Genomic DNA, 26,059 nt, shown 5'->3' with positions numbered 1-26,059 from the left:
GGGGGGATTGGCAGACTGGATTCAGTCTCGGCTATATTTTTTTCTTATTCTAATCTGCTCTTTGTTGATGATTCTGAGTTCGACCCCGTGATGAAGTTTAATGACTAGCTCATCTTCATCTCTTCGTAGCGGCTTGCCTTGTATTTCAATCTCACCATCATCTTCAAAATGAATAATACCGGCGATAACTTCCCCGTCTACAATCTGGGTGTCTGCTTTTAAGACAATGCGAATACCTTGCTCTGAAATCTCACACACAGGGAATGTGGTGCCATCCCACAGGAAAGAAGGCATTTCTGGCTCGCTATACCTAAGCCTAAAAAAACTACGATTCTGTTCTTCTTGTTCTTCTTGTTCTTCGTCTTTTTCCATCTCAGTATTCACTCATGATTGCTGGACTCTCAACTTTAATATTAGCAACTTGATGCATAATGAGTGCGGACGATATCCCACCAAAAGAAAAAAGTATCCGAGGGCGTTTTTTATCTCTGGATGAGTCCGTCTTCTAATCACGCCAGCTTAGTTGATCCAACATGCTGTTTATAAAACAGTTTCTTGATGACCACGAACGTATAAATAGCCATATTGCTGATACACTTACTATCTAGGGGCTGTTGACCTTTGGTGATGATTTTTACAGCAGTTTGTGGGGATTTTATGCTTTGTTGAGATGTATTTGCTTAGACTACTAGGCGCGCGCACCTCGCCGCGCCTAAAACGCTTATAGCTAGAACAAAATTTAACCACCAAAGGTCAACAGACCCTAGTGGTTTCACCTAGTGAAACTTTATTTTCTTTCTACAATTTTCCGCCATACATTATCCATTAGATAAAGGAAAATAACGGCTTCCCGAGAGGGGCGTCGAGCGTTGAAAGGAAAAGCTTGTCAGTGAAAAACGACGATACCAACCCAAAAAAGCCCAACATACTTTTTGTTATGGCTGATCAGCTCCGCGCTGACTACCTTGGCTGTAACAACCACCCGACAATAAAGACGCCAACCATCGATGCGTTGGCACGTAACGGTGTGAATTTTACCAAGACGTATTGTCAGGCGCCTGTCTGCGGGCCTTCGAGAATGTCATTCTATACGGGGCGATATGCCTCTTCTCACGGTGCTAGCTATAACAATGTTCCGCTGAAGGTGTCTGAAAAGACGCTGGGTGATCATCTCCGTTCTGCGGGATATAGGGTGGCTTTGGTCGGTAAAACACACATGAAAGCTGACGCAGAAGGAATGGAAAGGTTAGGCATTGATCCGCAATCTTCACGCGGTGTGTTGGTCAGTCAATGCGGATTTGAACCATATGAGCGGGATGACGGTTTGCACCCCGATCAGCTCTTATCGCCTGATCTCGCTTACAACACCTACCTTAAAGAAAGAGGTTATGAAGGTCATAACCCTTGGCACAGCGTGGCGAATTCAGGTATTGACGAGAAGGGTAATCTGCAGTCTGGCTGGTACATGCGAAACAGTCATCTCGCGGCGAGAGTGAGCGAAGAGCACTCAGAAACAGCGTATACGACCGATAGAGCCATAGACTTTATCAACGAGGCGAAAGGGAACCCTTGGTGTTTACACCTGAGCTATATCAAACCCCACTGGCCCTATATTGCGCCAGCACCTTACCACAACATGTATTCAGAAGAAGATGTGCAGCCGGTCAACGCAACGCTTGATGAGAAAGAAAATCCACACCCTGTCGTCTCTGCATTTATGCAGCATAACGAGTCTGTTCAATTTTCAAGGGAAGAGGTGAGAAAGCGCGTTATTCCAGCCTACATGGGGCTGATCACGCAAGTGGACGACCACCTCGCGAGGCTGATTGAACATCTGAAAACTCTAGGTGAGTATGAAAACACGGTCATTGTGTTCACATCTGACCATGGTGATTACTTGGGGGATCACTGGCTTGGTGAAAAAGAGCTGTTCCATGAAGAGAGCGCCAGAATTCCTCTGATTATTTATGATCCCAGAGCGTCTGCAAATGCTTCACGAGGTAAAACACTTGATTTACTCGCCGAGTCTATTGATCTCGTCCCGACATTTGTCGAGCTGGCCGGCCTTGAGCCTCAGTCTCATATTCTTGAGGGCCGTTCTTTGGCGCCTTTCCTCTATGGGCATGTTAAGCCGGAACAATGGCGAAAACATGCCGTGAGCGAAATGGATTATGCATGGAGAGGAGCGAGGAGAACGCTTGGCCTAAGACCGGATCAAACCAAGGCCACGATGATCACCGACGGGCGATGGAAATACATTGATTATCATCATTTCTTGCCGCAGCTTTTCGACCTTACCGCTGACCCATTTGAACAAAACGATCTCGCCAATGAGGAAGCTTGTCGGGCGGTATGCACAGAGATGGAAAAGGCTCTTTTGGATTGGTACCGAAAAAGGAAAAACAGAGTGACCGTATCGGACACCGCTATTGAAAGTAACACCGACATTGCCGACAAACGAGGATATTTGTTCGGCTATTGGTGATGACTGAAACTAGGGAAGGGACACTGGATACTTAAAGTATGAGGGAGCACGGATGACCGAGACCAAACCACAGAATTTGTTACTGAGCATAGCGAAAATACTCAATATCGTTTCTGCCCCTTTATACCTTCTGATGGTTGCGTCAATCATATATACAGCGGGATGGGGAACCTGGGACGATACGATTATTCGTGTTGGTACCGTGTCCCTCGGAGCAATTATACTGCTAATGACACGTTTGACGGATACTTCATCGTTAAATTGGCTCCGTTTCACTGAGTTACTTTTTGTTGTCGCCGTTTGTGCCTCTACCTATCGTTATTTCTGGGTATCTGTCGAGCTGGAAACAGGTTTGTATGAGCTTGAAAGCACTGATATCGTGCTTGCTATTTTCGGCTTGTTGTCACTCGCTTACCTCGTCTATAAAGTCGTGGGTACTCCGCTGTTAGTGGTGTGCTCATTGGCGTTTTGCTACGCATTATTCGGCGATGTCCTGCCATCGTTTATTGGTCATGCTGGCGTTGAGTTGTCAGAACTTCTGACAACGGTCTGGTATAGCTTCGATGGTGTTTTTGGCCGGCCTGTTGCAGTTGTTACCTCTACCATTTTGATCTTTATATTTTTTGGTGTATTGCTGGAAACGCTGGGGACGGGCGACGTGTTGCTAAAGCTGGCTTTTCGTCTCACGAGACGTCTCGCTGGCGGTGATGCGCATGCTGCGGTGTTGGCAAGTGGTATGTTTGGTACGATTTCCGGCAGCGCAGTGGCTAACGTGGTGGCGACGGGCGTCATCACGATCCCCATGATAAAGAAAAGAGGCTTTTCAGCGGCATTTGCCGGTGGCGTTGAAGCAGCAGCATCGAGTGGCGGTCAGCTGATGCCGCCAATTATGGGGGCTGTCGCATTTATCATGGCTGATGTTACTGGTATCCCGTACTTGAGTATCTGCCTTGCTGCCCTTATTCCTGCCATTTTCTATTACGCAAGCCTCTTCGCGTTTATATCCGCTGAGGCGAAGTCTATGGGTATGAAGGCCATGGGAGACAAACACCAGGAGCCACTTACTCCCCTTGAAAAACGTAAGGCATTGGCATTTGTCGTCCCTCTTGGTTTGATTGTCGTGTTGATGGTGAGTGGGTCAAGCCCTGCTCAAGCTGGATTCTGGGCCGTTATTTCAGCCATATTACTCGGAGCGATGATTGAACCACAAAGAATGGCGAATATAAGTACCTGGTGGTCATTGATTAAAACCGGAGCGAGGGCTGCTGCATCTATCTCCGTCATTGTTGCTGCAGTGGGAGTGATCATTGCAGTAATGAATAGCACGGGGCTGGGTTTACGCTTCTCTTCAGCAATTCAGACATTAGCAGAAGGCCATCTCTTCCTCTCTTTGATTTGTATGGCAGTAGGCTGCCTTATTTTGGGGATGGGTATGCCAACGGTACCCGCCTATCTGATCATTGTGCTTGTCATGGGCCCTGCGGTGTCATCTTTAGGGGTTGAGACGGTTGTTGCGCATTTATTTGTCGTTTACTACGCCGTTTTGTCTGCTGTGACACCGCCTGTTGCGCTTGCTGCTTTTGCCGCTGCACCGATCGCCAATGCAAATCCACTGACGCTCAGCTTTACATCATTAAAATTGGCTGTGGTCGGTTTCATCATTCCATTTGCTTTTGTCTATCAACCCTCACTGTTACTTATCACTGAGGGCTTTTCTGTTCCATCGCTTCTGCTTGCGTTGGCAACCACATCTGCCGCTGTGTTGCTGATATCCAGCGCTTTCAGCAGCAATGGCCTGAAGAAAATAATTTATATCTTGGCTGGTCTGGCAGCGATTTCGCCTTTTCTTTGGGTGCAGCTCGCTGGCATTTCTATCGCTCTTATCACCATTACTACTATGCGATATCGCATACCATTAAATCGTTAGTGCCGCCACATTCGGGCTAACAAGGAGGGAATAATGAACGGTCACAATAAACGATTCATACGACGGGGGATGAAGGTGCTGTTTGCCTTCTGCGCACTTTTCCTCACTGTTTTTGGCACCAGTGCAGCGGAAACATTCAGAATGTCGACGCTAGGGCCCGGAACCAGCCCGTATATGGTTATGACCCATTTTGCTAATACTGTAAATCAAGAAATCGATGACTACTCCATTGTGGTTAATGCTACCGGCGCTGCCACTAAACATGCGCTGGATGTGGCAAAAGGAAAAACCGATTTTTCTATGACTTCGCCAATGCTGTTTCATTTAATGAAAAATAAAATGGCGATGTTCAAAAAAATCAAAAATGTCGATACATTGTCTGATAATCTTCGCGCCGTCTTCAACTTCCCTATGGGTGTCTATCATATTGCTGTCTATGATGACTCGGGGATCAAAAGTCTGAAAGACATTAAAGGAAAACGTGTCTTTGTAGGCCCTCCGGGTGGTGTTGCGCGACGAACGTCGCAAACCATTATTGAGGCGGCCACGGGTTACAAGGCTGGTGAAGATTACACAGCAGTAAAACTTGGCTGGGACTCTGCTGCTCAGGCATTTCAGGATAAAAATATCGACGTGTATTTCAACCCCACCAATGCGCCAAGCCCGGTGATCAGTCAGGTCGCACTGACTAACAAACTGCGTTTCCTCGGTATTTCTAAAGACGTTGCCGAGACTGACCCCAAACTCAAAAAGCTGCTCAGCCAACCCAGTTATAGGCTTGCTGAATTGGCTTCCGATGCTTACGGCCCGAATCAGGTAAACAGCGAGCCCGTGTATACCGTTGGTGTCACTGTCGGTATTATGACAAATAAAGATCTGTCGGAAGAAGCCATCTACACGATGACAAAAACCTTCTGGCAGAATGTAGAAAAAGATGCAGAAAATGCTCCGTGGCTCAGAAACATTTCTTTAGATGCCGCTTTTACGGATTTGAATATGCCGCTTCATGTTGGAGCGCTAAAATACTATCAGGAAATTGGTATCCGTTAATGTCAAAATGGCTGCTCTATTTGAGCTGCCATACCCAAATAACCTGAAGATACAGGCGAGTATCTTCAGGTTATTTGGGTATAGAGGGGCATATGGTTAAATCTATTCAATCTTTACAACGTGGACTCCATGTTTTAGACCTGATTAAAAGCCGTCCAGCAGTCACATTGACTGACTTACATCACGATTCAGGTTTAAGTAAAGCGACATTGCTACGTATTTTGCAAACCCTGCAGGAGTCTGGTTGGGTGACCCGCGACCCGAAAGGATTTGGCTACTCCATCGCCTCAACCCGGAAGCTTGACCATCAAACGTCAACGCTAGAGGATGATGTTATCAGTCCGGTGATGGCATCGTTACATAAAGCCTTAAGTTGGCCTTCTGATATTGCCGTTAGAGATGGCCTCTCGATGAAAATTATAGAGTCAACCCGATCGTCTGCTCCCTTTGTTCTCAATCGTGATTCTGTAGGCTATCGACCCGCTTTTCTGTATTCTGCTGTAGGGCGCACCTATCTGGCCTTTTGCTCAGAAAGTGAGAGAGACGACATTATCAACGGACTAAAAAACAAAGGTGGAAAAGAAGGACGTCTTGTCAGCGATAAGCAATGGTTCAACAAAACAATGCGTGACACTGTCACCAATGGTTATGGGCAACGCGAACCGGGATATTGGGGAGTGGCTTCTACGGAAGGGCGGAAAATAGAAGCTATTGCGGTGCCTGTCATTCAGAAAGGAAAAGTGATTGCCTGCCTCAGTGCGGCGTGGCCTGAAAACAGCGTGAGCCTCGACGAAATCAGAAACAGTATCGTACCGAACTTAATGGATGCAGCACGTAGCCTGAGTGAAAAGCTGAAATCGCCTATTTAGCCTGTCAGAGAAAAATCAGCGCCTCTTCCTCACAATCTGATTATTTGGTTTTTCGTCCGGAAACTGAATTTATATTGCGAATGATGCCAATATGAACGGGTCATTTCTGCTTCCCAAAGCGCAGAGTCAGTGGGTGACTATGTCCACTGTTTTGGTAGCCCTATGGCAGCTTTTCATGCGTAGACGATCCTTTTAGGTCTATGGATTAAAAGCAGCTTAAAACCTAACAACATTGGAAAATGCCGCGATCGCTAACAAAAGAAAACCCCGCTTAAAAAAGCGGGGTTAGTCATTAATCTTAAAGCACCCGAGGATGCTTTTTACTTCTGGGTGAATCAGTCTTCTAATTCCACCAGCTTGGTTGAGCCTCCGTGGTGTTTCTCACGCAGTTTCTGGATAAGTGCGAAGAAGCCAGGGATCAGGAAGGTACCGGCCAGCAGCACACAGAGCAGGCCGCCCGTCAGCGAGATACCCAGCGAGTTCTGGCTGATATGACCCGCACCGCTTGCGAAAATCAGCGGCAGAATACCGAGAATGAATGACCAGGACGTCATGTTCACGGCGCGGAAACGCAGCTTACCGCCCTTCACTGCTGCCTGTTCAACCGGCAGTTCATTCTGTTCACGCTCGTTCTTACCAAATTCCACAATCAGGATGGCGTTTTTCGCTGCCAGTGCAATCAGCAGAACCAGACCAATCTGTGCGTATAAGTTGAGCGGCGTGCCTGTCATTGCCAACGCAAGGAAGGAACCCAGTGTTGCCACCGGAACCACCAGAATGATTGCCAGCGGAATACTCCAACTCTCGTACTGCGCCACCATGAACAGATAGATAAAGATCAATGCCAGTGCGAACGCGTAAATGGCCAGATTACCAGCTTGTTTCTCTTGGTAAGCCATGCCGGTCCATTCGTACTGGTAGCCCTGTGGCAGCATCTCAGCGGCAACACGCTCCATCGCAGCAATCGCATCACCAGACGAGTAACCCGGTGCCGGCGAGCCCTGAATCACTGCTGAACGGTACATGTTGTAACGCCACGCCACATCAGGCTCAAACACCTGCTCAACATCAATCAGGGTGCTGAGTGGGATCATCTGGCCCGACGTTGAACGCACGTGGAAGCGGCCCATGGAATCCAGATCGTTTCGGTAATCACCGTCCGCCTGAATCGTCACGCGGTAGTTCTTACCGAACAGACTGAAATCGTTCACGTACATGCCTGCCAGATTGCCCTGCAGTGTGGTGAAGATTTCAGAGAGCGGAATGCCCAGTTGTTTCGCTTTCTCGCGATCAATGTCGATGTAGAAGTGCGGTACGTTTGCGCGGAAAGTACTGAAGGTACGCGCGATTTCCGGCTGCTCGTTGGCTTTCTGCATCAGTTGCTGCATTACCATCGCCAGATCGCCACGGCTGCGGCCTAGAGTATCTTCAAGTACAAACTCGAAGCCTGAAGCAGGGCCCATGCCCGGAACCGCTGGAGGCCCCATCGCAAAGATGATGGCCTCTGGCAACTGCATCGCCGCTTTCACGTTAATGCGGTTAATGATGTCGAACGAGGAATGATCGCCATCCAACGCCTGACGCATTTCCCAGTCTTTCAGCTTCACGAACATCGACGCACCGTTAGATGCCGCCGCGCCAGTCAGGAACGCATAACCGTTCGCAACGGTCGCGCCATCTACACCCGGCTCAGACGTCACGATTTCACCCAGCTTACGGGTCACTTCTTCGGTACGGGACAGAGAAGCGGCATCTGGCAACTGAATGTTTATCAGCATGACGCCCTTGTCTTCCTGAGGAACGAAACCGGTTGAAGTGGTTTTCGCGAAGTAGCCAGCAGCACTGACCGCCACCACAAACAACACACCCAGCACCGCGGTTTTACGCACCAGGAAGCCTGCGGCTGCACCGTATTTGTTCGTTACTTTCTCAAGGCCATTGTTGAATGCCTTGAACCAACGCGCGTGGTTGTCGCCACCTTGACGCAATACCAACGAACACATTGCCGGAGACAATGTCAGTGCGTTGATGGACGATATCAGTACCGAGATACAGATGGTCAGCGCGAACTGTCGGTACATGATGCCCGTGATGCCCGGCAGCATAGCAACCGGCAGGAACACCGCCAGCAGTACCAGTGTCGAGGTAATGATTGGACCCGTTACCTCTTTCATCGCCAGCAGGGTTGCCTGACGCGGAGTAAGGGATGGGTCTTTCGCCATGTTGGTATCAACGTTTTCGATAACCAGAATGGCGTCATCCACCACGATACCGATAGCGAGTATCAGACCAAACAGGGTCACGGTGTTGATGGTAAAGCCGGCTGCCAACATGACCGCAAAGGTACCAATCAGGGAAACCGGAATCGCCACAACCGGGATCAGCGTTGAGCGGAAGCTACCGAGGAACAGGTAGGTAACAGCGATAACCAGAAGTACCGCTTCCACCAGTGTTTTCACTACGCCCTTGATGGACTCAGCGACAAACAGTGTGGTGTCATAACTGGTTTCATAGGTCATGCCTTCCGGGAAGCCCTGCGAAAGCTGCGCCAGACGATCCATCACCAAACCACCACTTTCCAGCGCGTTGGCGTCAGATTGCAGGTTCAGGATAACGATAGAAGCCGGTTGGTCGCGGAACTGACCATTACCTGTGTAGAACTTCTTGCCCAACGAGACTTCTGCGATGTCTTTCAGGTACACCATAGAACCGTCTGGGTTCGCTCGGACAACCACTTCTTCAAACTCTTCCACCGAGCCTAAACGTCCTTTGGTCACCAGTTTGAAGGTCATTTCCTGTGCGTTGTTGAACGGTGGTGCACCGATGTCACCGGCAGCAACCTGTACGTTTTGCTCAGAAAGTACCGAACGCACATCAGACGTGGTGATACCGAGGTTAGCCATTTTCTCTGGGTTCAGCCAAACACGCATCGCGTATTCACCGCCACCCAGCACGTTAACCTCACTGATGCCCTTAACTCGCGCGATCTGGTCTTTGATGTTCAGGTTGATGTAGTTCACCAGGAACTGATCGTCATACTTGCCTTCCGGCGAGTAGAAGTTAAGTACCATCAGAAGGTCTGGGGAACGCTTCTTGACCGTCACACCGACCTGACGTACTTCCGGTGGCAGCTTGGATTCAATCTGCGCCACACGGTTCTGCACGTTTACCTGCGCCATGTCAGGGTCAGTGCCGATATCAAACGTCACGTTCAAGTTGTAGGAGCCATCGTTCGCACTCTTGGAAGACATGTAGATCATGTTTTCCACGCCGTTGACCGAGGTTTCTATCGGGTCGGCGATGGCCTGTTCAACGACTTCTGCACTCGCACCGGAATACACCGCGGTCACACTCACCGAAGGCGGGCTAATACGCGGATATTCCGCTACTGGCAGGTTAAGCAATGCGATGGCACCTGCGAGCGTCAGAATAATCGAAATGACCAGCGCAAACTTAGGGCGCTGGATAAAAAAGCGACTCAACATATTCGGTTATGCCCCTTGCCCTTCAAGGCGAACAGTCATGCCATTACGCACGCGTTGCAGACCTTTGGTCAGCACTTGCTCACCATTGCTCAGACCTTTGCGGATAATCACACCCTGTTCGGTTTGAGGGCCCAGCTCGACATTACGACGCTCAATGATGTTGCCCTCTTTCAGCACCATCACGAAATCGCCTTCAAGATCGGTTTGCACAGACAAACGAGGGATAACCAGTGTCGGCCTGGTGTTCTTGTCTTTCACAATCACTTCCACATACTGACCTGGTAGCAGACGATGCTCCGGGTTAGGGAACTTGGCACGAAGCGCAATAGTACCGGTTTGGGTATCGATACGGTTGCCCAAGTAGTCAAGATGGCCAGCGTGTTCATAGTCGAAGCCTTTACCGAGCTTCAGCCAGACTTCCACATCACCACTGCGTCCTTTGCCAAGACCTGACATACGGTCAGCGCCGGATTGCAGGCGGTCTTTTTCACTCATTGAGAATGAAGCCTGCATTGGGTCAAGGCTAACGATAGTGGTCAACACGCCGGTTGAAGGTGACACCAAATCACCAATACTTGCGCGGCTTTCACTGATGCGACCGGTAAATGGCGCGCGGATGGTGGTATGGGAAAGATCTGTTTCAGCGGCCTGCAGCTGTGCTTCGGCCGATTTTAGTGCGGCTTCTGCCTGCAATTTCACTGCGGTCAGACGATCAAATTCAGACTGGCTGATACCGCCACGAGGCAGCAAATCCTGTCCACGGTTGTGGTCGAGGTTAGCATTGGTTACACCTGCTTTTGCTTGTGCCACAGAGGCCTTTGCACTCGCCACTTTCGCTTCGTACAGTGACGGATCAATTTGGTAAAGAAGCTGACCAGTGTTCACCATCTCGCCCTCGTTAAAGTAGCGCGATTTCAGGTAGCCAGAAACCTGAGGAACGATACCGACGTCTTCCATCGCTTCGGTACGACCGACAAAGCTTTTTTGCGGTTGGTAATCAATAAACTCTGCTGGTTGAACAGCAACCAGTGGTGAAAATGTATTCTTCTGTTGTGCTTCCTGACCACAACCGGCCAGAAGTGTTGCGCCAATCAGCGCAGGAAGTAACAACTTCCGTTTAATCATTTTTTTCTCCTTCCCTCAACCAAAGGTCAACAGACCCTAAATAAGCCGAGCAAAAACAATGGGTATGATGCGATAGCACCGGGCAGGCATAGCTCGACGGAACTTGATTATTTTATGTGGAAAGGATTGGGTGTTATTTGTACAACTGCCCGTAAATTAGCCACTTTTTGCCGCTCAGCGGCCATGCCGCTTTGATTATGCCAGTGGTTTCTTACTGGAACCTGTACGAGCCCAATAAACATCGACTCAGAGCAAAGATTTAGGGGAGAGAATCAACAGATAGGAAACAAAAAAAGGCCAACAACACAACAATTGTTGACCTCTTGTTCAGGCAGAGGAAATTAGCGTAATGATGCCATTGCTTCTACTAATTTCGTATCGAGTGATTCATTCCTCAGCTTGCCCGCTTCTACATCGAAATTATCATAAAACGAAGGCACAGAAAGTGTCGCTTTGACATCACCATTGAAGTGAGGAATCGAGGTGGTTGCAGTGGCCAACACATGCTTCGCACCTCCTGGGCCCGGTGAGGTTGAAAGCAGCACCATTTTCTTACCTTGAAACACTTTTTGATTGATGCGCGACGTCCAATCAAAAAGGTTCTTGTATGCCGCTGAATAAGAACCATTGTGCTCAGCAAAGGACACAACGACCGCATCCGCTTCACCGATTTTTGCAAAGAGTTGTTGAGCTTTGTCTGGGCTTCCAACCTCTTGCTCAACATCCACGCTAAAAAGTGGCATTTCGTAATCGTTCAGATCCAACACTTCGGTTTCAGCGTCTGCCAGCAAGCTTACTGCATAGGTCACCAGTCGTTTGTTGATCGATGTTTTGCTGTTGGACGCTGCGAAAGCAAGCACTTTCATAACCTTCTCCTTGTAGAAACAAATCCTGACTAATTTAGCCATTTCTTATACTTCTACTCTCCAAGTCTCAGCAAACAAAGTCAATGGCAGAGTGTAAAGTTGCGATTAGGACTATTATCATTTAATTCAATAACTTGAATTAGAAATTGAGACACATTGAAACACCAGACTCTTAAATAAGACAAAACTTAACTACACTTCTGATTAGCAAATCAATTATTAAACGTAGGTCTTAAGCGGCCAAATTTGTTGTTAGTTAAACACCAAGGTAGTTGTGATGAAAGCAGTCAAAGCGTTTTTGAGAGGTATTTTAGTTCTCGCTCTTTTCGCCCCAAACGCTGGCTGGGCCAAGCCTGTAGCTGGCTCTCATCTCAAAGTCTTTATTCCCAGTCTTCCCTACATTTATATCTCCCACTCTATAAATGCCGCCTTGCTCAAGCCCGCAAATAACAAAAAAGGTTGGGAATATGATATGGCGGTAGCGCACCGGAAAATTGATGAAACAATTTATGAATTCGATCTTCGACAGGGCGTTAAGTTTCAGGACGGAAGCCCGTTTAATGCTGACGCCGTATTAATGAATATGGAGTATTTTAAGAAAGCACCTTTCCTTTTCACTAAAATAGATACGGTTTTCGACCGCGCAGAAAAAGTGGACGATTACACGGTACGTTTTCATTTAACTGAAAAGTATGGCCAATTCCTGAATGACGCCATTTGGATTCAGTTCTATACCCAACCTTATCTTGAAAAATATGGTTGGAATGGTAAACCAACCTGCCCCAACCTTGCTGAACCTGGCCCATATGGCTTGGGGCCTTATATTCTAAAGGAAGGCTACATTGAAGGGGATAGGCAAACACCCAAAGCCGTGCTGGTTGCCAACCCCAATTACTGGAACCCTGAGTATCCGAAAATTGAAACGGTGACGGTTTATACAGAACTTGACAGTAAAGTGGCTCTGGAAATGGCAGCCGACAAAGAAGGCCAACTGGACATTATGCCTATTCCAGTTTCGGAAAAAGACCTCATCAGCAACTCGCGCTACTCCAAACTTGTCACTGCACCTTCTACTGACAATATTGCGATTCACATGAACCTTCGAAACGGTAACGAGCGTCTTATGGATAAAGATGTTCGCATCGCATTGAACAAAGCTATCGACCAACGCAGATTGCTGAACAAATACTATCGGGGTGAAGGTCAAATCAAACCAACCCTCGCTGCCCCACTCTATCCTGGTGTCGATAAAGTCGCGAAAAACCTTAAAGCGTACTCCGAAGTGCAGGACCCAAAATCCATACGTGATGAGCTGAAAGCCAAACTCAAAGGCTTGGAGCTCAATGTCTACACCCAAGATCGCTTTATGTATATATGGAAAGGTATTGACCGCGACTTACGCAAAGTTGGCGTAAAGCTGAACTTCAACATCACCTCAAGTGAAAAGGATGTGTTCGGCCAACTGCTCGCCACCAATGCCAGAAAGAATACTAAAGAGTGGGATTTACTGGTGTGGGGTGATGACGATTGGTATTACAACCACCCTTGGTCTGCATTCCTTGTCTACCGCACTCACAACTACTGGAGCACCATCTTCCCCGACAGCAAACTGGACAGCTATATCGAGGAGATGTTTAGGGAGTCCGTAGGCACACCGGAGTTTGACAAGGTGACAGAGAAAATAATGCAACACGTTTATAACAGTGGGTACATGCTGTTTGTACCCACTCCCAACAAAGTGTTAGCGGTGAACAAGGAAGTGACATACACCCCTTACCGAATGGCCAACATGCCTCTTTGGGAAATTGAGGTTTCGCCATCTCACTGGTCGGTTCGCTAGTACGGAAACCCGTCAGTTGAATAATCGCAATAGTTGAGAAGCTTCTTCAAGGAAGCTTCCCGATCGACAATAAAAGGGTATCAGATGTTCGGAAAGCTAAAGATAAAACTCTTGCTCATATTCCTGTTTATTGGCGTTTTACCCATCCTCATTGTAGGTTATCTTGCGTTGGTAAAATCCAGCGATGCCCTTCATAAACAGGCGTTTGCCCAGCTAGTCAGTATGCGGGAAGTTAAGAAGACCCAAATTGAGTCTTACCTTGATCGGGCAATGAAAGATATCCGCATTCTTGCTGGCAGTGAAGACACCAAGCAAATTCAGAAGCAACTTTCCTTCTACGCCGCTGATGAAGAAATTCAGGCAGATGAAGAGTTCCTTACCGACACCTACGAATACCAAGAGATATGGCAAACTAGAGGCAAAACCCTCAATGATTTTGTGAAAGTCTACGGCTATTCTGATGTTTACATTATCCAGGCAGACACTGGCCATGTTATTTTCTCTGCCCGCAGAGATAAAGACCTCGGTACAAATCTTTCTTCTGGAGAGTACAAAAACAGCCCACTTGCCACACTTTACCGCCAAGTGGTTAGCACTAATGCCACTGCGATGCAGGACTATGAACGTTATGAAGTGAAAAGTAACCGACCTGCAGCTTTCATTGGTAGTCCGATTACTGATTTAAGTGGTCAAACGCTGGCCGTTGCGGTGCTTCAGCTTTCCATCGATGAAATCAACGAAATCATGCTACAACGCACTGGTATGGGCGAAACCGGTGAAACTTACCTTGTTGGACCTGATTTTCTGATGCGCTCTGACTCCTATCTGGCAGACCAAAGCCACTCTGTCATCGCCTCTTTTGCTGACCCGATAAAGGGCAGCATTGAAACAGAAGTGACAAGAAAAACCCTCGCAGGTGAAAGCAATTACGAAGTGGCAAAGGATTATAGAGGCATTCCGGTGCTAACAGCGTACACACCCATTAAGTTCGGGAGCACAACGTGGGCACTGTTGGCTGAAATTGATCGCGCTGAAGCATTCAGTGAAGTCGATGCTCTCAAGGGGCTCATTGGTCTCAGCTTATTGCTGGGCATTGCCATTCTCTCCACTATTGCTCTGTTGGTCACACGTTCATTGACAAATCCGATACTGGAAATGACCCAGAGTCTTGAGAATGTTGCGTTGACGGGCGACTTTTCTGCTCGGGTCAACGTCACCAGCCGCGACGAGATCGGCCAATCAGCTGTCGCTTTTAATACTTTGATGGACAGCACTCAAAATGCAATCGAAGACATCAAGAAAGTCATGGAGGGACTAGCTGAAGGTGATTTTAGTAACAGAATCCAATCAGACCTGAAAGGAGATCTTCTGGTGATTAAGCAAGCGACGAATACTTCGCTTGAAAACGTAGAAGAGTCCGAACGGGTAAAAGCAAAAATGGAATACGAAGCGAAGATGAAGGCAGAAGAAAATGCCCGCGTGAGGCAAGCGCTTGATACCGTTTCGACCAATACGATGATTGCTGACCGCAATTACGACATTATTTATATGAACCGGGCAGCAATCAAAATGCTGACCGATACGAAAGAAGATTTCAGTGCCGAAATTCCCCAGTTCAACCCCGATAGCGTTATGGGTCATAACATCGATCTCTTCCATAAAGATCCTTCCCACCAGCGCCGTCTTTTAGACCAATTGGAAGACCTCTATCGAACAGAGCTTATTGTGGGAAGTCGAAGCATGGCGATTTCCGCCACACCTATCATCGACGATAGTGGCGCTCGCATCGGTACCGTTATTGAATGGAAAGACAGAACCGCTGAAGTCGCTATCGAGCGGGAAATCGACGAAATGGTCGATGCGGCATCACGAGGCGATTTTTCTATTCAGTTATCGCTAGACGGGAAGCACGGTTTTCACCAAAATCTGGCGAAAGGCCTTAACGGTTTAACTACCAATATAGATACTGCTCTTGCAGACATGCAACGCATTCTTGGTGCCATGGCACGCGGGGATCTCACAAAACGTATCGACAAGGATTATCACGGTCGCTTTGCGCAACTCAAGATAGACGCGAATTCTACCATTGAGCGTTTAACCCAGGTCATAGGTAACATTCGACAAGCGTCCGTGACGATTTCAAATTCCTCCAATGAAATCGCTTCTGGCAACCGCGACTTGAGCCAGCGCACTGACGATCAAGCCACGTCCTTACAAGAAACCGCCGTTAGTATGGACAGCATGACCGACACGGTAAAACAAAGTGCTGAAAATGCGATTACCGCAAACAAATTGAGTGATGAAGCCGTTGATAGAGCGCGCCAAGGTGGTCATGTAGTGATGAAAACCATCACAGCCATGGATCAGATAAGCGGCGCCAGCAACAAGATTTCTGACATTATCGGCGTGATAGATGAAATCGCCTTCCAGACCAATCTTCTCGCATTGAATGCCGCGGTAGAAGCCGCTCGTGCCGGTGATCAAGGACGTGGCTTTGCGGTTGTGGCAGGAGAAGTCCGAAGTCTGGCGCAACGCTCTGCCGAAGCGGCGAAACAAATCAAAGACCTGATCCGTGACACCAATAAGAAAGTCGAAGACGGCGCAGTCTTGGTCAGTGAGTCTGGCAACACCCTGCAAGAAATTCTAAGCATGGTGGAAGAGGTAGGTAGCAAAATGTCGGAGATCAGTGAAGCTGCTCAGAATCAGAGTTCGGGAATCGAGCAGGTGAATGTTGCGATTTCCCGCATGGATACCATGACGCAACAAAACGCTGCGCTTGTTGAGCAAGCCACAACTGCTGGCGAAAGCATGCTTTCTCAGGCACAGGATATGAGCACCATGGTGGAATTCTTCACCATTGATGAAACCATCGAGCCCGTAAAAACGCCCAAGTTTAATAAGGTACGTAAGAAAGCCGTTGTGCCTAAAAAAAATAAAGAGAAGCCCAAGCCCATTGCGGACGACGAGATAGAGTGGGACGAATTCTAAAGAAGGAACGGGGGAGCGAATGCTCCCCTTCTTTTTGTTAGGCCATTGCAGGACGCAACTCTGGCTGTTTCTTTTGCTGCTTCAAAATGTCATGCCACATTACTGGAATTACCACCGATGCCAGCACCACATTCGAGATAGGCATTGCGAGCCAAACGCCTTCCACACCCCAAAACTTAGGCAAGGTATATAGGAACGGGAACTGCACCAGCATGTTAGCGACAGAAATACTCAATGACTTTCCGCCTTTGCCAACAGACAAGAAGTACATGGATGCCAGAATAATTAAGCCATCCAGATACATGGCCGACAAGTGCAGTCTTATCCCTAACGTCGCTTCCTGTAGCAAGGCAACATTGCCTGTATTGAACATACCAATGACGAAATTCGGAAAAAGGTTCAGCACTGCCAACCAGATAAAGCCCGCAGCAAGAGATACGATTGTGGCCAGTTTCGCGACCTTCGCAATCTTTGAGTAAGACTGTGCACCGTGATAGAAGCTGACTTGCGGCTGCATACCTTCCGCAATACCTTCAGCCACCACGTATTAAAGCGTCATCAGGTACCCCACAACAGCAAATGCAGCAACACTCACTGGCGTACCATATTCCGCAAACAGCCGATTATGGAAGCCTACCAGCACACCGTAATACATAAACATCACCAGCGATGAGCAGCCAAGTACCAAGCTTTGGCCCGCGTCAGACACACTGAGTTTTATCGGGTGACGGAAGATACCCAGAAAGGAACGGGATGAGCTGAGGTATGCGAGTCCCATTAACACACTGACCAATTGTGCCAACACGGTTGCGACTGCAGCGCCTTTAAGCCCCCACCCCAGTAAACCAATGAAAAGATAGTCCAATACGATATTGGTCAGTGCACCCGCTACCATCATAGAGGTTGCAACAAAGGGACTATCGTCATTTCGGATGAGAAATGGCAATGCGCCCGCTATCACGGTTGCCACCGAACCTAACTTAAAGACATCTAAATAGTCATTGGCATAGCCATAGGCTAGCCCTGACGCGCCCTGCAGTTTAACCAGTACATCGCCAAACAAAAGAAGATAAAGGGACGCTAATGCACCCAGCACTATCGTTAATACTAAACCTGTAGCCATGGCGCTTCTGGCTTTGCAAGGATTATCTTCACCCCGATAGATGGAAATAAGGCTACCAGCGCCCATACCTATCATCAGACCCAGACCACCAACAATAGCAATCACAGGCCAGGCGATGTTAATCGCTTCCAGTCCTTCTGCACCAATGTAATGGCCAACAAAAATACCATCTACAAGTTGGTATAGACCGTTAACGATCATTGCTGCAATGGCAGGAATCGTAAATCGCCAGAATGTTTTGGTGATGGAATCACCTTGTTTAACTTCAGTCACGTGCATAAAAGCGAATCTATAAAGTGATAAATCGACAAAGTGGATTTTCACGCTGTTTAGCTATAGATTAAAGTTAAAATCAATCACAAAAGCGGATAGGTCAAAGCGAGAATAACCTATGCAGTGGACATTGGAACAACTCAAGGCATTTGTAGAAGCTGCCGAAACAGGCTCATTTTCCGCCGCCGCGAGGAAACTTGGTAAGGCTCAATCGCGAATAAGTACCGCCATTGCGAACCTCGAAATTGATCTAGGATTTGAACTTTTTGATCGCAGCGCCAAACTGCCTGTACTAACAGAAGCAGGAAAAGAAATGCTGATCGATGCAAAGGCGATTTTGCAGCAATGTCAACGGATGAACTCCCGAGCTATGGCGGTGACTAGTGGAGAGCCTGTCGCATTCAATGTCGCCATGGATGAAGCGGTTCCCATTCAGACGTTTGAAATCCTTTTCGAACGGCTTGCTGATGCCTTTCCTGAGCTTAAACTCACTATTCTTAACGGCTCTCAAGAAGATATAGCTACCTGGGTTAACGAGGGTCGCGCTGACATCGGATTCATCTTCCGTGTTAAACCGCTTTCTGAGTCACTGGATTGGTATGATATCGAGACAGTGAAGCAATGCCTTATCACGGGTCATGATCACCCTCTTGCTAAGCTTGAACACCCTCACGAAGATGACTTGGTTAAATATCGCCAACTCGCCATTCGAGATCGACTCGGTTATTCCCAAGAGGAGCCGCTTTCCCCACGGTATTGGCACGTAGACAGTTACTACTACATTTCAAACCTGATCACGCGAAACCTTGGCTGGGCGTTTGTCCCTGAACACATTGTCTCTCACGAATGGATGGAAGGTTCGGTCAAAGAGCTTTCGACCGCAGAGCTTTCCAGCCCTCCTCTATTAACGCTGAGCGCAATTAAACGAAAAGCCAGAGGCTGGGATAAAGTCATGATATGGATTGATAGCACCCTGAATGATTTGTTCCAAAGTCACTAAACACAAAAAAGCCCGCATTTTTCGGGCTTTCTGTTTAACGTTTACTCGTTTGAGCTTATTCATCGTCGTAAGGTTCAATCGCTGAACCCTCGAGCAGATAACCCGCCTGCGCAATGTCATGGGAGATAGTCTGTGTTTTCAGTTGACCAACTACATACACCACATCCCAAAGCTCCTGTACAGGCGCACCTTCTTCAAACTTCACGTAGACAATTTGATTCGGTGGTGGAGGCGGCACGTGGATACAAGCCCCAAAGAAAGGAACTAACAGAAATTCGGTCACTATGTTGGCATCGCCTTCTAAAGGAATAACAAAGCCCGGAATTTTCACTTGGCTGTTGTTGAGTTCAGAACGCACTTTGCCGACCAAATTTTGTTGTGGCGCCTCGTTAGTGTGGTCAATCACAGGCATACCGCGATCATTGAACTGATTGCGTTCAGACTCAGGGATCAAATCTAACCAATCCAGTTTCAGCGCTTCATTAGCCTGCACAAACATTGGCAGACAGGCGGTTAAAACTAATAGCCATTTTTTCATTATCTATATCCGTATCGTCATGCCGTCTGACAAAGATTGGCGATACGCTCGAAGCGCTGGCAACACACCAACCAGAAAACCTGCTACCAGAACAATACCAAGCAGCATCCATTCATGTTGACTCAAAAATGCTGCGGAAAGTTGCAATCCATATTGGCTCAATACAAAAGGAGCAGCCAGATTAATCATAATTAGCAGCACTGTCACTCCAGCAATGATTCCCAACAGGGTTAAGAACAGGGCTTCGCTGATAAGCAGGAAGAAGATATGAGCAGGTCTTGCTCCCATTCCCCGCAATATTGCCATTTCACGCCGGCGTTCATTCAGGCTGGTCAGCAGACTTGAGAGCATACCCATCAAACCAGCAACTACCACAAAGCCGGAAACCACCAGCAAAGCCTGTTCAGCAACTGACATCATGCCCCAAAGTTCGTGTAACGCGATACCCGGCATAATGGCCGTTAGCGGCTCTTGTTTGTATTCGTTAATAGTTCGTTGCAAAGCAAACGTCTGAATACGGCTTTTTAGTCCAAGCAACACTGCGGTAATTTGCTCTGGCTGCAGCGAGTCAGGATCGATATCTTCCGGCTTTACCCCTGGCCCCATTCTGGCGCCGCTTTCCCAGCCGATATGAATCGCTTCAATGGCTGGCAAAGAAACATGCACGCTTCGATCCACCGGCGTACCCGTTGGCGAAAGGATACCGGTAACCTTAAACGGAAGATTATCGTGTCGGGCAAAGCTCTTATCTGCTAAACCGTGAGCAATAACGATCTCATCGCCCAGTTGATAATCCAGCTTCTTGGCCACTTCTGAACCAATGACCGTATCGAATAAACCATCAAACGACTTGCCTTCTTTGAAAGATAACGGCTGCTTTTGGCCGTAACGGTAGTATCTAAAATAGTCATCAGTTGTACCGACAACGCGGAATCCACGGTGAGAGTCGCCCAGCGAAATCGGGATAGTCCAAGCTACAGCAGGATGGTTTTTAACATCCTCAACACTTTTCCAATCGATGTTATTGGTGGCGTTGCCGATGCGGAACACAGAGTAAAGCAGCAGATTCACTTGCCCAGAGCGGGCACCGACAATGAGATCTGTACCTGAAATGGTGTTGGCAAAACTCTCTTTAGCTTGGGTTCTTACGCGCTCGACACCAATCAACAAAGCGACTGAAACAGCCACGGTGAAAATAGTCAGGATTGCCGTTGCTTTGCGGTTACGAAGGCTTTGTAGTGCCAATCGAAGGATAGCCATTTAGAGCACCTCCGTTGGTGTTGCCGCTCTGTTTAAATCTGGCAGGGAGATAGAACGATCAAAGTGTGATTCCAGTGAACCGTCGTGAGAAACAAACAAAAGGCTGGAGCCTGCGTTCTCACACTCATTCATCAAAAGCGAGATAAAGGCATTGCGTGTATCCGCATCCAGAGCGGACGTTGGCTCATCAGCCAAAAGCAACGCGGGCTTACCAATCAATGCCCGCGCCGCAGCCACACGTTGTTGTTGGCCAATACTGAGCTCGGTAACTGCTTTGTTAAGGCAATTTTCTGGCAATGCCAGTGCACGGAGTAATCGCTCCGCCTCTTGTTGTAAGTTATCCCCTGCCTTTTCTTTACGCGCTTTAGAAAAGCGACAAGGCAACGTCACGTTATCAATCACAGAGAGATAAGGCAGTAAATTAAACTGCTGGAAGATATAGCCAAGATGATCTGCACGAAAAGCATCCCGCTTCGCACCTTTCAGAGCGGTTAAATCCGTATTCTGAATGCGCAGCGAACCTTGGTCAGCAGAGTTAATACCCGCAATAAGTCCAAGTAAAGTGGACTTACCGCACCCACTGGCCCCTTTGAGAAAAACGCGCTCTTTGGCTTGAAGAAAAAAGTCCGGAATATCAATTTGCCATTGTTCTTGGCCTGGCCACCTGAAGCGGAGGTCTTTAATCAATAACATAGAATTACAACCAAAGGGCCCCCGAAGGGGCCTGAATATTTAGAAACGGAAAGTCGTGGACGATGGCAGCAGTTCTTGAGCCACTACACCTTTATCGGTCACTGCCTGAACACTGATTTTCTCAGTATTACCAAATGCCGTGAACCAATCCGTTGTAATAGATTGAATCTTGTCTGGCGCTTTACAGTGGAAGGTGTATTGCGCTGAGAACTCGCCATGTTGTGCTTTCTTATGATCATGTCCGTGGTCGTGCTCATCATGATCATGGCCTTTATGCTCGTCATGGTGATCATCGTGATGGTCATGGCCCTTATGATCATCATGATGGTCGTCATGCTTGTCATGGTCGTGACCCGTATGATCATCGTGTTCATCATGCTTATCGTGATTGTCATGTCCGTCGTGGTCATCTTCATCTAGCGTATGGGTAACCTGCTGGGCTTCCAGTTCACAGCCTGCCTCTGCATTGATTGCAAACAAAGCACCTGGTTTCGCCAGTGCAGCAACCGCTTTTTCAATCGCCGCTTTCTGCTCTGCATTTTCTGGTGCGTGCTCGAAACCTACTACATCACTACCTGGCGCAGTGATTTCTGCAAGAAGCTCGTCGCCATCTTGCGCAATATGCCACTCAACAACCCCGTGTTGGTGAGCGTCATGCTGACGGAATTCATGATTTTCTGCAGACGCTGCCGACGTCACACCCAAAGCAATCGCACTCAGTGCAAACAAATGTTTAGTACGCATAATTTCTCCAAAATTTAGTCTTTTAAATGTAGATGATTGAAAAGGTGAACTCTGGAGGGGAACGCGCATTTTGGGCGATATGTGCTGTCGGCAAAGACAAAAGCCAAAGGGTTGGCTCTGCAAAAGTCAGTATGTTGTTAAAGGGGGAGTCAACAACATCGACTTCAATGGCTGGCATACCGAGAACACAGAGCATGCACTCATGATCCACTTTGTGCTGGTGATGATGTTCGCCCTTATGATGCGCAACCGCAAAACCCTGCCAGCCGAGAAATACAGCTAACAGTAAAGGAAGCAATTTGCGGAAGGGTAACAACATGATCCATCAAGAGCCTTAAGCAATAATGTTATAATATAACATTACATTCTCAGCAATTTGAACGGATTTATTGGAATAATCTGCTGAAGTTTAGTGGAAGCTTGTTATGAGGGTGATTCAAAAAGATAGGAGAGCTAACCAAACACTAAAACGAAAAAAGCCCCGTCTTTCGACGACGCTCTAAATTTGGCTCCCCCTGCTGGACTTGTGACGGGGCCGCCTAGGTCAGCGACATATCGCGAAGCGACAGTCTCGATGGTTTCACTCATTCCTGAAGAGGTAAACGAAGAAAGCCCCGTCTTTCGACGAGGCTTTAAATTTGGCTCCCCCTGCTGGACTTGTGACGGGGCCGCCTAGGTCAGCGACATATCGCGAAGCGACAGTCTCGACGGTTTCATTCATTCCTGAAGAGGTAAACGAAGAAAGCCCCGTCTTTCGACGAGGCTTTAAATTTGGCTCCCCCTGCTGGACTTGAACCAGCGACATACGGATTAACAGTCCGCCGTTCTACCGACTGAACTAAGGGGGAATAGTCTGTGTTCCTGAGAACGAGATGAATATTAGGGAAAGCGCCTTAGCCTTGCAAGCACTAATTTGCGTTTCAAGACGAATTTGCTCTCAAGTGACTAAATCATGACCTATTCGCCTTTCAATTCAGCAAATTCTCAGACCAATTTACTCAGCCGTTAAGAATTTGCTCCATCGCCCAAGTGGTATTTCGACCTGCGATTCCAGTGCTTGAGTATTCTTGATGGCCATTCAAATGCGCAACCATGTTCTGGACATGAAAATACTGAACCGGATCAGGGAGAACTACATTTGCCCTTGCCTTTTCTTTTCCATCCAGCACAAAGTCATCCTCACCAAACACAGAGCAAATTATCCGTCCATCACTTCCAATAATCTCGACCCGATCTTCGCTATTTACCGCTCCAAAGTTCCAGTAACCTGAACCTATTACACCACTCTCAAATGCCAGGCTAGCCGCTACTGCATCCTCTGCTTCGTAATAACCCTGTTGATTGGTTTTGATGCCTTTGGCAGCAACAATGTCCCCAAACCACTGTTGGAACAAATTCAACCCGTGACTTGCCAGATCAACAAAGTAACCACCTCCAGCTTGCTTGGGGTCCACACGCCAGTTGTCTTTACCTGCAATATCATCAGGGCTAGGCGCACGGTGATAAGCCCAGTGGATATGTCTGACATCACCGACCATTCCCTGCTCTATCCATTCTCTCACCACGTCAAATCTCGGTAATGAGCGGCGGTAATAAGCCACAAAAATCGGCACCTGGGCTTTTTCGAACGCGGCCAACATTTGATCGCATTCTTCCGTCGTCAGTGCCATTGGCTTTTCAACAACGCATGGCTTGCCTGCATCGGCGGCCATTAATGCGTATTCGAGATGACTATCCGGTGGTGTAGCGACGTAAATCGCATCCACATTGGCGTCATTAATCAGCGCCGATGCATCGGTTGTGTAACGTATTATTCTGTGACGCTCGGAATAGTCCTTAGCTTGTTCCTTTCGCCTAGCCATCACCATTTCTAATGACGAGCTATCGACCTGCCAAAAAGCAGGACCACTTTTTCGCTCAGTCACGTTGCCACAGCCAATCATTCCCCAACGGATAGTTTTATTCCCCATGATCCTTCCTCGAAAATTCCCCCATTAAAGATACACGATTCAGTCAGTTACCCGAACCAGTAACATTGAGACAAAAAAGCGATAGATGAAACTTGGAACTTCAGGCAAGCAACTCGTTAAAGCAAGTATGACATTTGCATTTGAGGTCTCATAAATAAGACATCCTGTGAACAATTGATGACGTATTCTCGCCTAAAATGACTCACGTCACATAAAAATGAACTTTAAATAACAAACCTACAATTCATTGTGACAAAAATCACGGATAGGTGGTCATTCTGGAATGAGAAACGTATTCATGCAGTTTGAGAGGAAGCTGATGCCATATCGCAATAATAATACATTCGCCATCTTTAATGCCTTTGCACAGTTTTTATTTCTCGCTGTCTTGGTCTCTTTGCCGGTTCTAGTTATCCGGTTCGACATTGACACGCTGAAAACCGGTGCCTCGGAAGGTACTTTGGTCGAATACATGGAACAATTTCTGTTATCACTGACTGTCCTTTGTTACGCATACATAGCAAAGCACAATCCATCATTTAAACGTTTTGGCGCTTTGGTGATAGGTTTTTTTCTGTGCTTGCTGATCCGCGAACTAGACATGTTCTTTGATGAATTAGTTTTCCATGGTTTCTGGGTGTACCCCGCTGCTATCGTTGCAGCTAGTGCCGTTATTTATTCGCTGACAGATCGCGTTGAAACAGCTAACCAGTTTGCAGCCTTTGTCAATCACAGGAACTTTGGGCTTCTGTGTATGGGTCTAGCCATGCTGCTGGTCTTTTCAAGACTATTCGGCATGAGCTCGCTGTGGCGGGAACTGTTGGGTGACGGCTATGTCCGCGCAGCGAAAAATATCGCCGAAGAAGGCACCGAGTTGATGGCATATGTCACTATATTTTATGCCTCACTCAGATACGTGTTCGCTATGAAACCAGCGAAAGATAAGTCTACGCACAAATCAGATTCCAGTGTTTTGTGTAAACACTGAAGCCGAATTTCCACATCAATTGGCCGTACAGTGTGCGGTCAATTTCCTCTGTTGTTTCTCAATGATGGGAAAGCAACGTATATGCCACTCCTTTTACACTCAACCCAGTGCTGTAAAAGGAACGAAGTATGAAGTGGTTACTTCCCGTGCTGCTGGTCACCATCACAGCTTGCTCTGAAGAAACGGAATTTGCCAACGCGAGCTGCCCTACGCTGGCTAACTATTCTGATGCATTTTTAGAAAGTGACTTCTATCGTGGCTGGCAACATCTTCAGCGTGGTCAGTACCCCACCGAAAACTGTGCAGGTGCCTCTCCCTATTTTCTAAGAGGAGTGAATGACAGCGCCGTTTTTGAGCTTTCTACTCTTTACATCGATTTCTGCAGTGCCCCCCCTCAGAAAGACACGCTGATAAATAGCAGCATTTATCACAGCGAACAACTGTCGAATGGGGTCGATTACGACGAATTCAAATGGGTGCTTGATCTCGCGCTTTGCAATAGCCCTGTCGAGCAATACGCGCTAGGTCAAATGCTATTTAATGGCTTTATTACAGACAAAGACATAGATAAAGGCATCTACTTTTTAAGCCTTGCTGCCCGTCAGGATCATGTGCAGGCACAGGTTGCACTTTCCTCAGCGCTACGTGATATCGGTGAAAGTGAGGTTGCTGCTCAGTGGCTCGCTAAAGCACAGGGCAATGGTGCGAACATCCTATCTAATAGAGGTATACCGGATTGATGAACCGGTGGTCTACTTAACTTATTTGCAAGACTTTACATTTCCACTGCTACAAATCCTCTCATAGAGCGCGTAAAGTGAAGGTAATAAACAAT

At 47.6% G+C, this 26,059-nt stretch carries 19 protein-coding genes, 1 tRNA gene and 1 pseudogene; 9 read left to right on the top strand and 12 right to left on the bottom strand.

Annotated elements, in window-relative coordinates; genetic code table 11:
- Nucleotides 1-21: 21 nt before the first annotated feature.
- Nucleotides 22-372: a PilZ domain-containing protein gene (locus tag VP504_RS21830; protein ID WP_325894142.1), complete on the bottom strand. Its 351-nt coding sequence runs from the start codon at nt 370-372 to the stop codon at nt 22-24.
- 517 nt (nt 373-889) lie between these two features.
- Here VP504_RS21830 and VP504_RS21825 point away from each other — a divergent pair.
- From VP504_RS21825 to VP504_RS21810, 4 genes are all read left to right on the top strand, one after another.
- On the top strand, nt 890-2,485 hold the full coding sequence (locus VP504_RS21825; RefSeq protein ID WP_325894141.1) for an alkaline phosphatase family protein: 1,596 nt from the start codon (nt 890-892) through the stop codon (nt 2,483-2,485).
- 52 nt (nt 2,486-2,537) lie between these two features.
- Nucleotides 2,538-4,412 (top strand): TRAP transporter permease, encoded by a 1,875-nt coding sequence (locus VP504_RS21820; protein ID WP_325894139.1) that lies wholly within the window; start codon nt 2,538-2,540, stop codon nt 4,410-4,412.
- A gap of 33 nt (nt 4,413-4,445) precedes the next feature.
- The gene (locus tag VP504_RS21815; protein ID WP_325894138.1) at nt 4,446-5,462 is read left to right on the top strand and encodes a TAXI family TRAP transporter solute-binding subunit; all 1,017 of its coding nucleotides are present in this window, start codon (nt 4,446-4,448) and stop codon (nt 5,460-5,462) included.
- Nucleotides 5,463-5,554: 92 nt separating this feature from the next.
- Nucleotides 5,555-6,331, top strand: a complete 777-nt coding sequence (locus tag VP504_RS21810) for a helix-turn-helix domain-containing protein (RefSeq protein ID WP_325894136.1) — start codon at nt 5,555-5,557, stop codon at nt 6,329-6,331.
- 335 nt (nt 6,332-6,666) lie between these two features.
- Here VP504_RS21810 and VP504_RS21805 read toward each other — a convergent pair whose 3' ends face one another.
- The 3 genes from VP504_RS21805 to VP504_RS21795 form a co-directional block, all read right to left on the bottom strand.
- On the bottom strand, nt 6,667-9,816 hold the full coding sequence (locus VP504_RS21805) for an efflux RND transporter permease subunit (protein ID WP_325894134.1): 3,150 nt from the start codon (nt 9,814-9,816) through the stop codon (nt 6,667-6,669).
- Between the two features lie 6 nt (nt 9,817-9,822).
- Nucleotides 9,823-10,941: an efflux RND transporter periplasmic adaptor subunit gene (locus VP504_RS21800; protein WP_325894133.1), complete on the bottom strand. Its 1,119-nt coding sequence runs from the start codon at nt 10,939-10,941 to the stop codon at nt 9,823-9,825.
- Nucleotides 10,942-11,282: 341 nt separating this feature from the next.
- Nucleotides 11,283-11,807, bottom strand: a complete 525-nt coding sequence (locus VP504_RS21795; RefSeq protein ID WP_325894131.1) for an NADPH-dependent FMN reductase — start codon at nt 11,805-11,807, stop codon at nt 11,283-11,285.
- 277 nt (nt 11,808-12,084) lie between these two features.
- Between VP504_RS21795 and VP504_RS21790 the strand changes: the two genes are divergently transcribed.
- Both VP504_RS21790 and VP504_RS21785 read left to right on the top strand, forming a co-directional pair.
- Nucleotides 12,085-13,647: an ABC transporter substrate-binding protein gene (locus VP504_RS21790; protein WP_325894130.1), complete on the top strand. Its 1,563-nt coding sequence runs from the start codon at nt 12,085-12,087 to the stop codon at nt 13,645-13,647.
- Nucleotides 13,648-13,731: 84 nt separating this feature from the next.
- Nucleotides 13,732-16,635, top strand: a complete 2,904-nt coding sequence (locus tag VP504_RS21785) for a methyl-accepting chemotaxis protein (RefSeq protein WP_325894128.1) — start codon at nt 13,732-13,734, stop codon at nt 16,633-16,635.
- Between the two features lie 37 nt (nt 16,636-16,672).
- Here VP504_RS21785 and VP504_RS21780 read toward each other — a convergent pair.
- Nucleotides 16,673-18,037, bottom strand: a pseudogene (locus VP504_RS21780) (MATE family efflux transporter).
- 112 nt (nt 18,038-18,149) lie between these two features.
- Here VP504_RS21780 and VP504_RS21775 point away from each other — a divergent pair.
- A complete protein-coding gene (locus tag VP504_RS21775) occupies nt 18,150-19,031 on the top strand; it encodes a LysR family transcriptional regulator (RefSeq protein ID WP_325894126.1) in 882 nt (293 codons plus the stop codon).
- Nucleotides 19,032-19,086: 55 nt separating this feature from the next.
- On the opposite strand, the gene VP504_RS21770 is transcribed toward VP504_RS21775, so the two are convergent.
- The 7 genes from VP504_RS21770 to VP504_RS21740 all read right to left on the bottom strand — a co-directional run bounded on the left by VP504_RS21770 (nt 19,087) and on the right by VP504_RS21740 (nt 24,236).
- Nucleotides 19,087-19,569: a DUF3299 domain-containing protein gene (locus VP504_RS21770; RefSeq protein WP_325894125.1), complete on the bottom strand. Its 483-nt coding sequence runs from the start codon at nt 19,567-19,569 to the stop codon at nt 19,087-19,089.
- 3 nt (nt 19,570-19,572) lie between these two features.
- The gene (locus VP504_RS21765; protein WP_325894124.1) at nt 19,573-20,829 is read right to left on the bottom strand and encodes an ABC transporter permease; all 1,257 of its coding nucleotides are present in this window, start codon (nt 20,827-20,829) and stop codon (nt 19,573-19,575) included.
- A complete protein-coding gene (locus VP504_RS21760) occupies nt 20,830-21,522 on the bottom strand; it encodes an ABC transporter ATP-binding protein (RefSeq protein ID WP_325894122.1) in 693 nt (230 codons plus the stop codon).
- Nucleotides 21,523-21,561: 39 nt separating this feature from the next.
- Nucleotides 21,562-22,266 (bottom strand): zinc uptake protein ZrgA, encoded by a 705-nt coding sequence (gene zrgA, locus VP504_RS21755; RefSeq protein ID WP_325894120.1) that lies wholly within the window; start codon nt 22,264-22,266, stop codon nt 21,562-21,564.
- A 22-nt stretch (nt 22,267-22,288) separates the two neighbouring features.
- Nucleotides 22,289-22,585, bottom strand: a complete 297-nt coding sequence (locus tag VP504_RS21750) for a hypothetical protein (RefSeq protein ID WP_325894118.1) — start codon at nt 22,583-22,585, stop codon at nt 22,289-22,291.
- Nucleotides 22,586-23,038: 453 nt separating this feature from the next.
- Nucleotides 23,039-23,114 (bottom strand) — tRNA-Asn (locus tag VP504_RS21745).
- 150 nt (nt 23,115-23,264) lie between these two features.
- A complete protein-coding gene (locus VP504_RS21740) occupies nt 23,265-24,236 on the bottom strand; it encodes a Gfo/Idh/MocA family protein (RefSeq protein ID WP_325894117.1) in 972 nt (323 codons plus the stop codon).
- A gap of 283 nt (nt 24,237-24,519) precedes the next feature.
- Between VP504_RS21740 and VP504_RS21735 the strand changes: the two genes are divergently transcribed.
- Together VP504_RS21735 and VP504_RS21730 are read left to right on the top strand one after the other, a co-directional pair.
- Nucleotides 24,520-25,224: a hypothetical protein gene (locus VP504_RS21735; RefSeq protein ID WP_325894115.1), complete on the top strand. Its 705-nt coding sequence runs from the start codon at nt 24,520-24,522 to the stop codon at nt 25,222-25,224.
- 128 nt (nt 25,225-25,352) lie between these two features.
- Nucleotides 25,353-25,964, top strand: coding sequence for a sel1 repeat family protein (locus VP504_RS21730; protein WP_325894113.1), 612 nt, complete (start codon nt 25,353-25,355; stop codon nt 25,962-25,964).
- Nucleotides 25,965-26,059 lie beyond the last annotated feature (95 nt).

Origin of the sequence: Grimontia sp. NTOU-MAR1 (genome assembly GCF_035758505.1) — a bacterium.
Taxonomy (GTDB): Bacteria; Pseudomonadota; Gammaproteobacteria; order Enterobacterales; family Vibrionaceae; genus Enterovibrio; species Enterovibrio marinus.
Note: the sequence above shows the minus strand (reverse complement) of the source record. Positions and strands in the feature narration are given on the sequence as shown.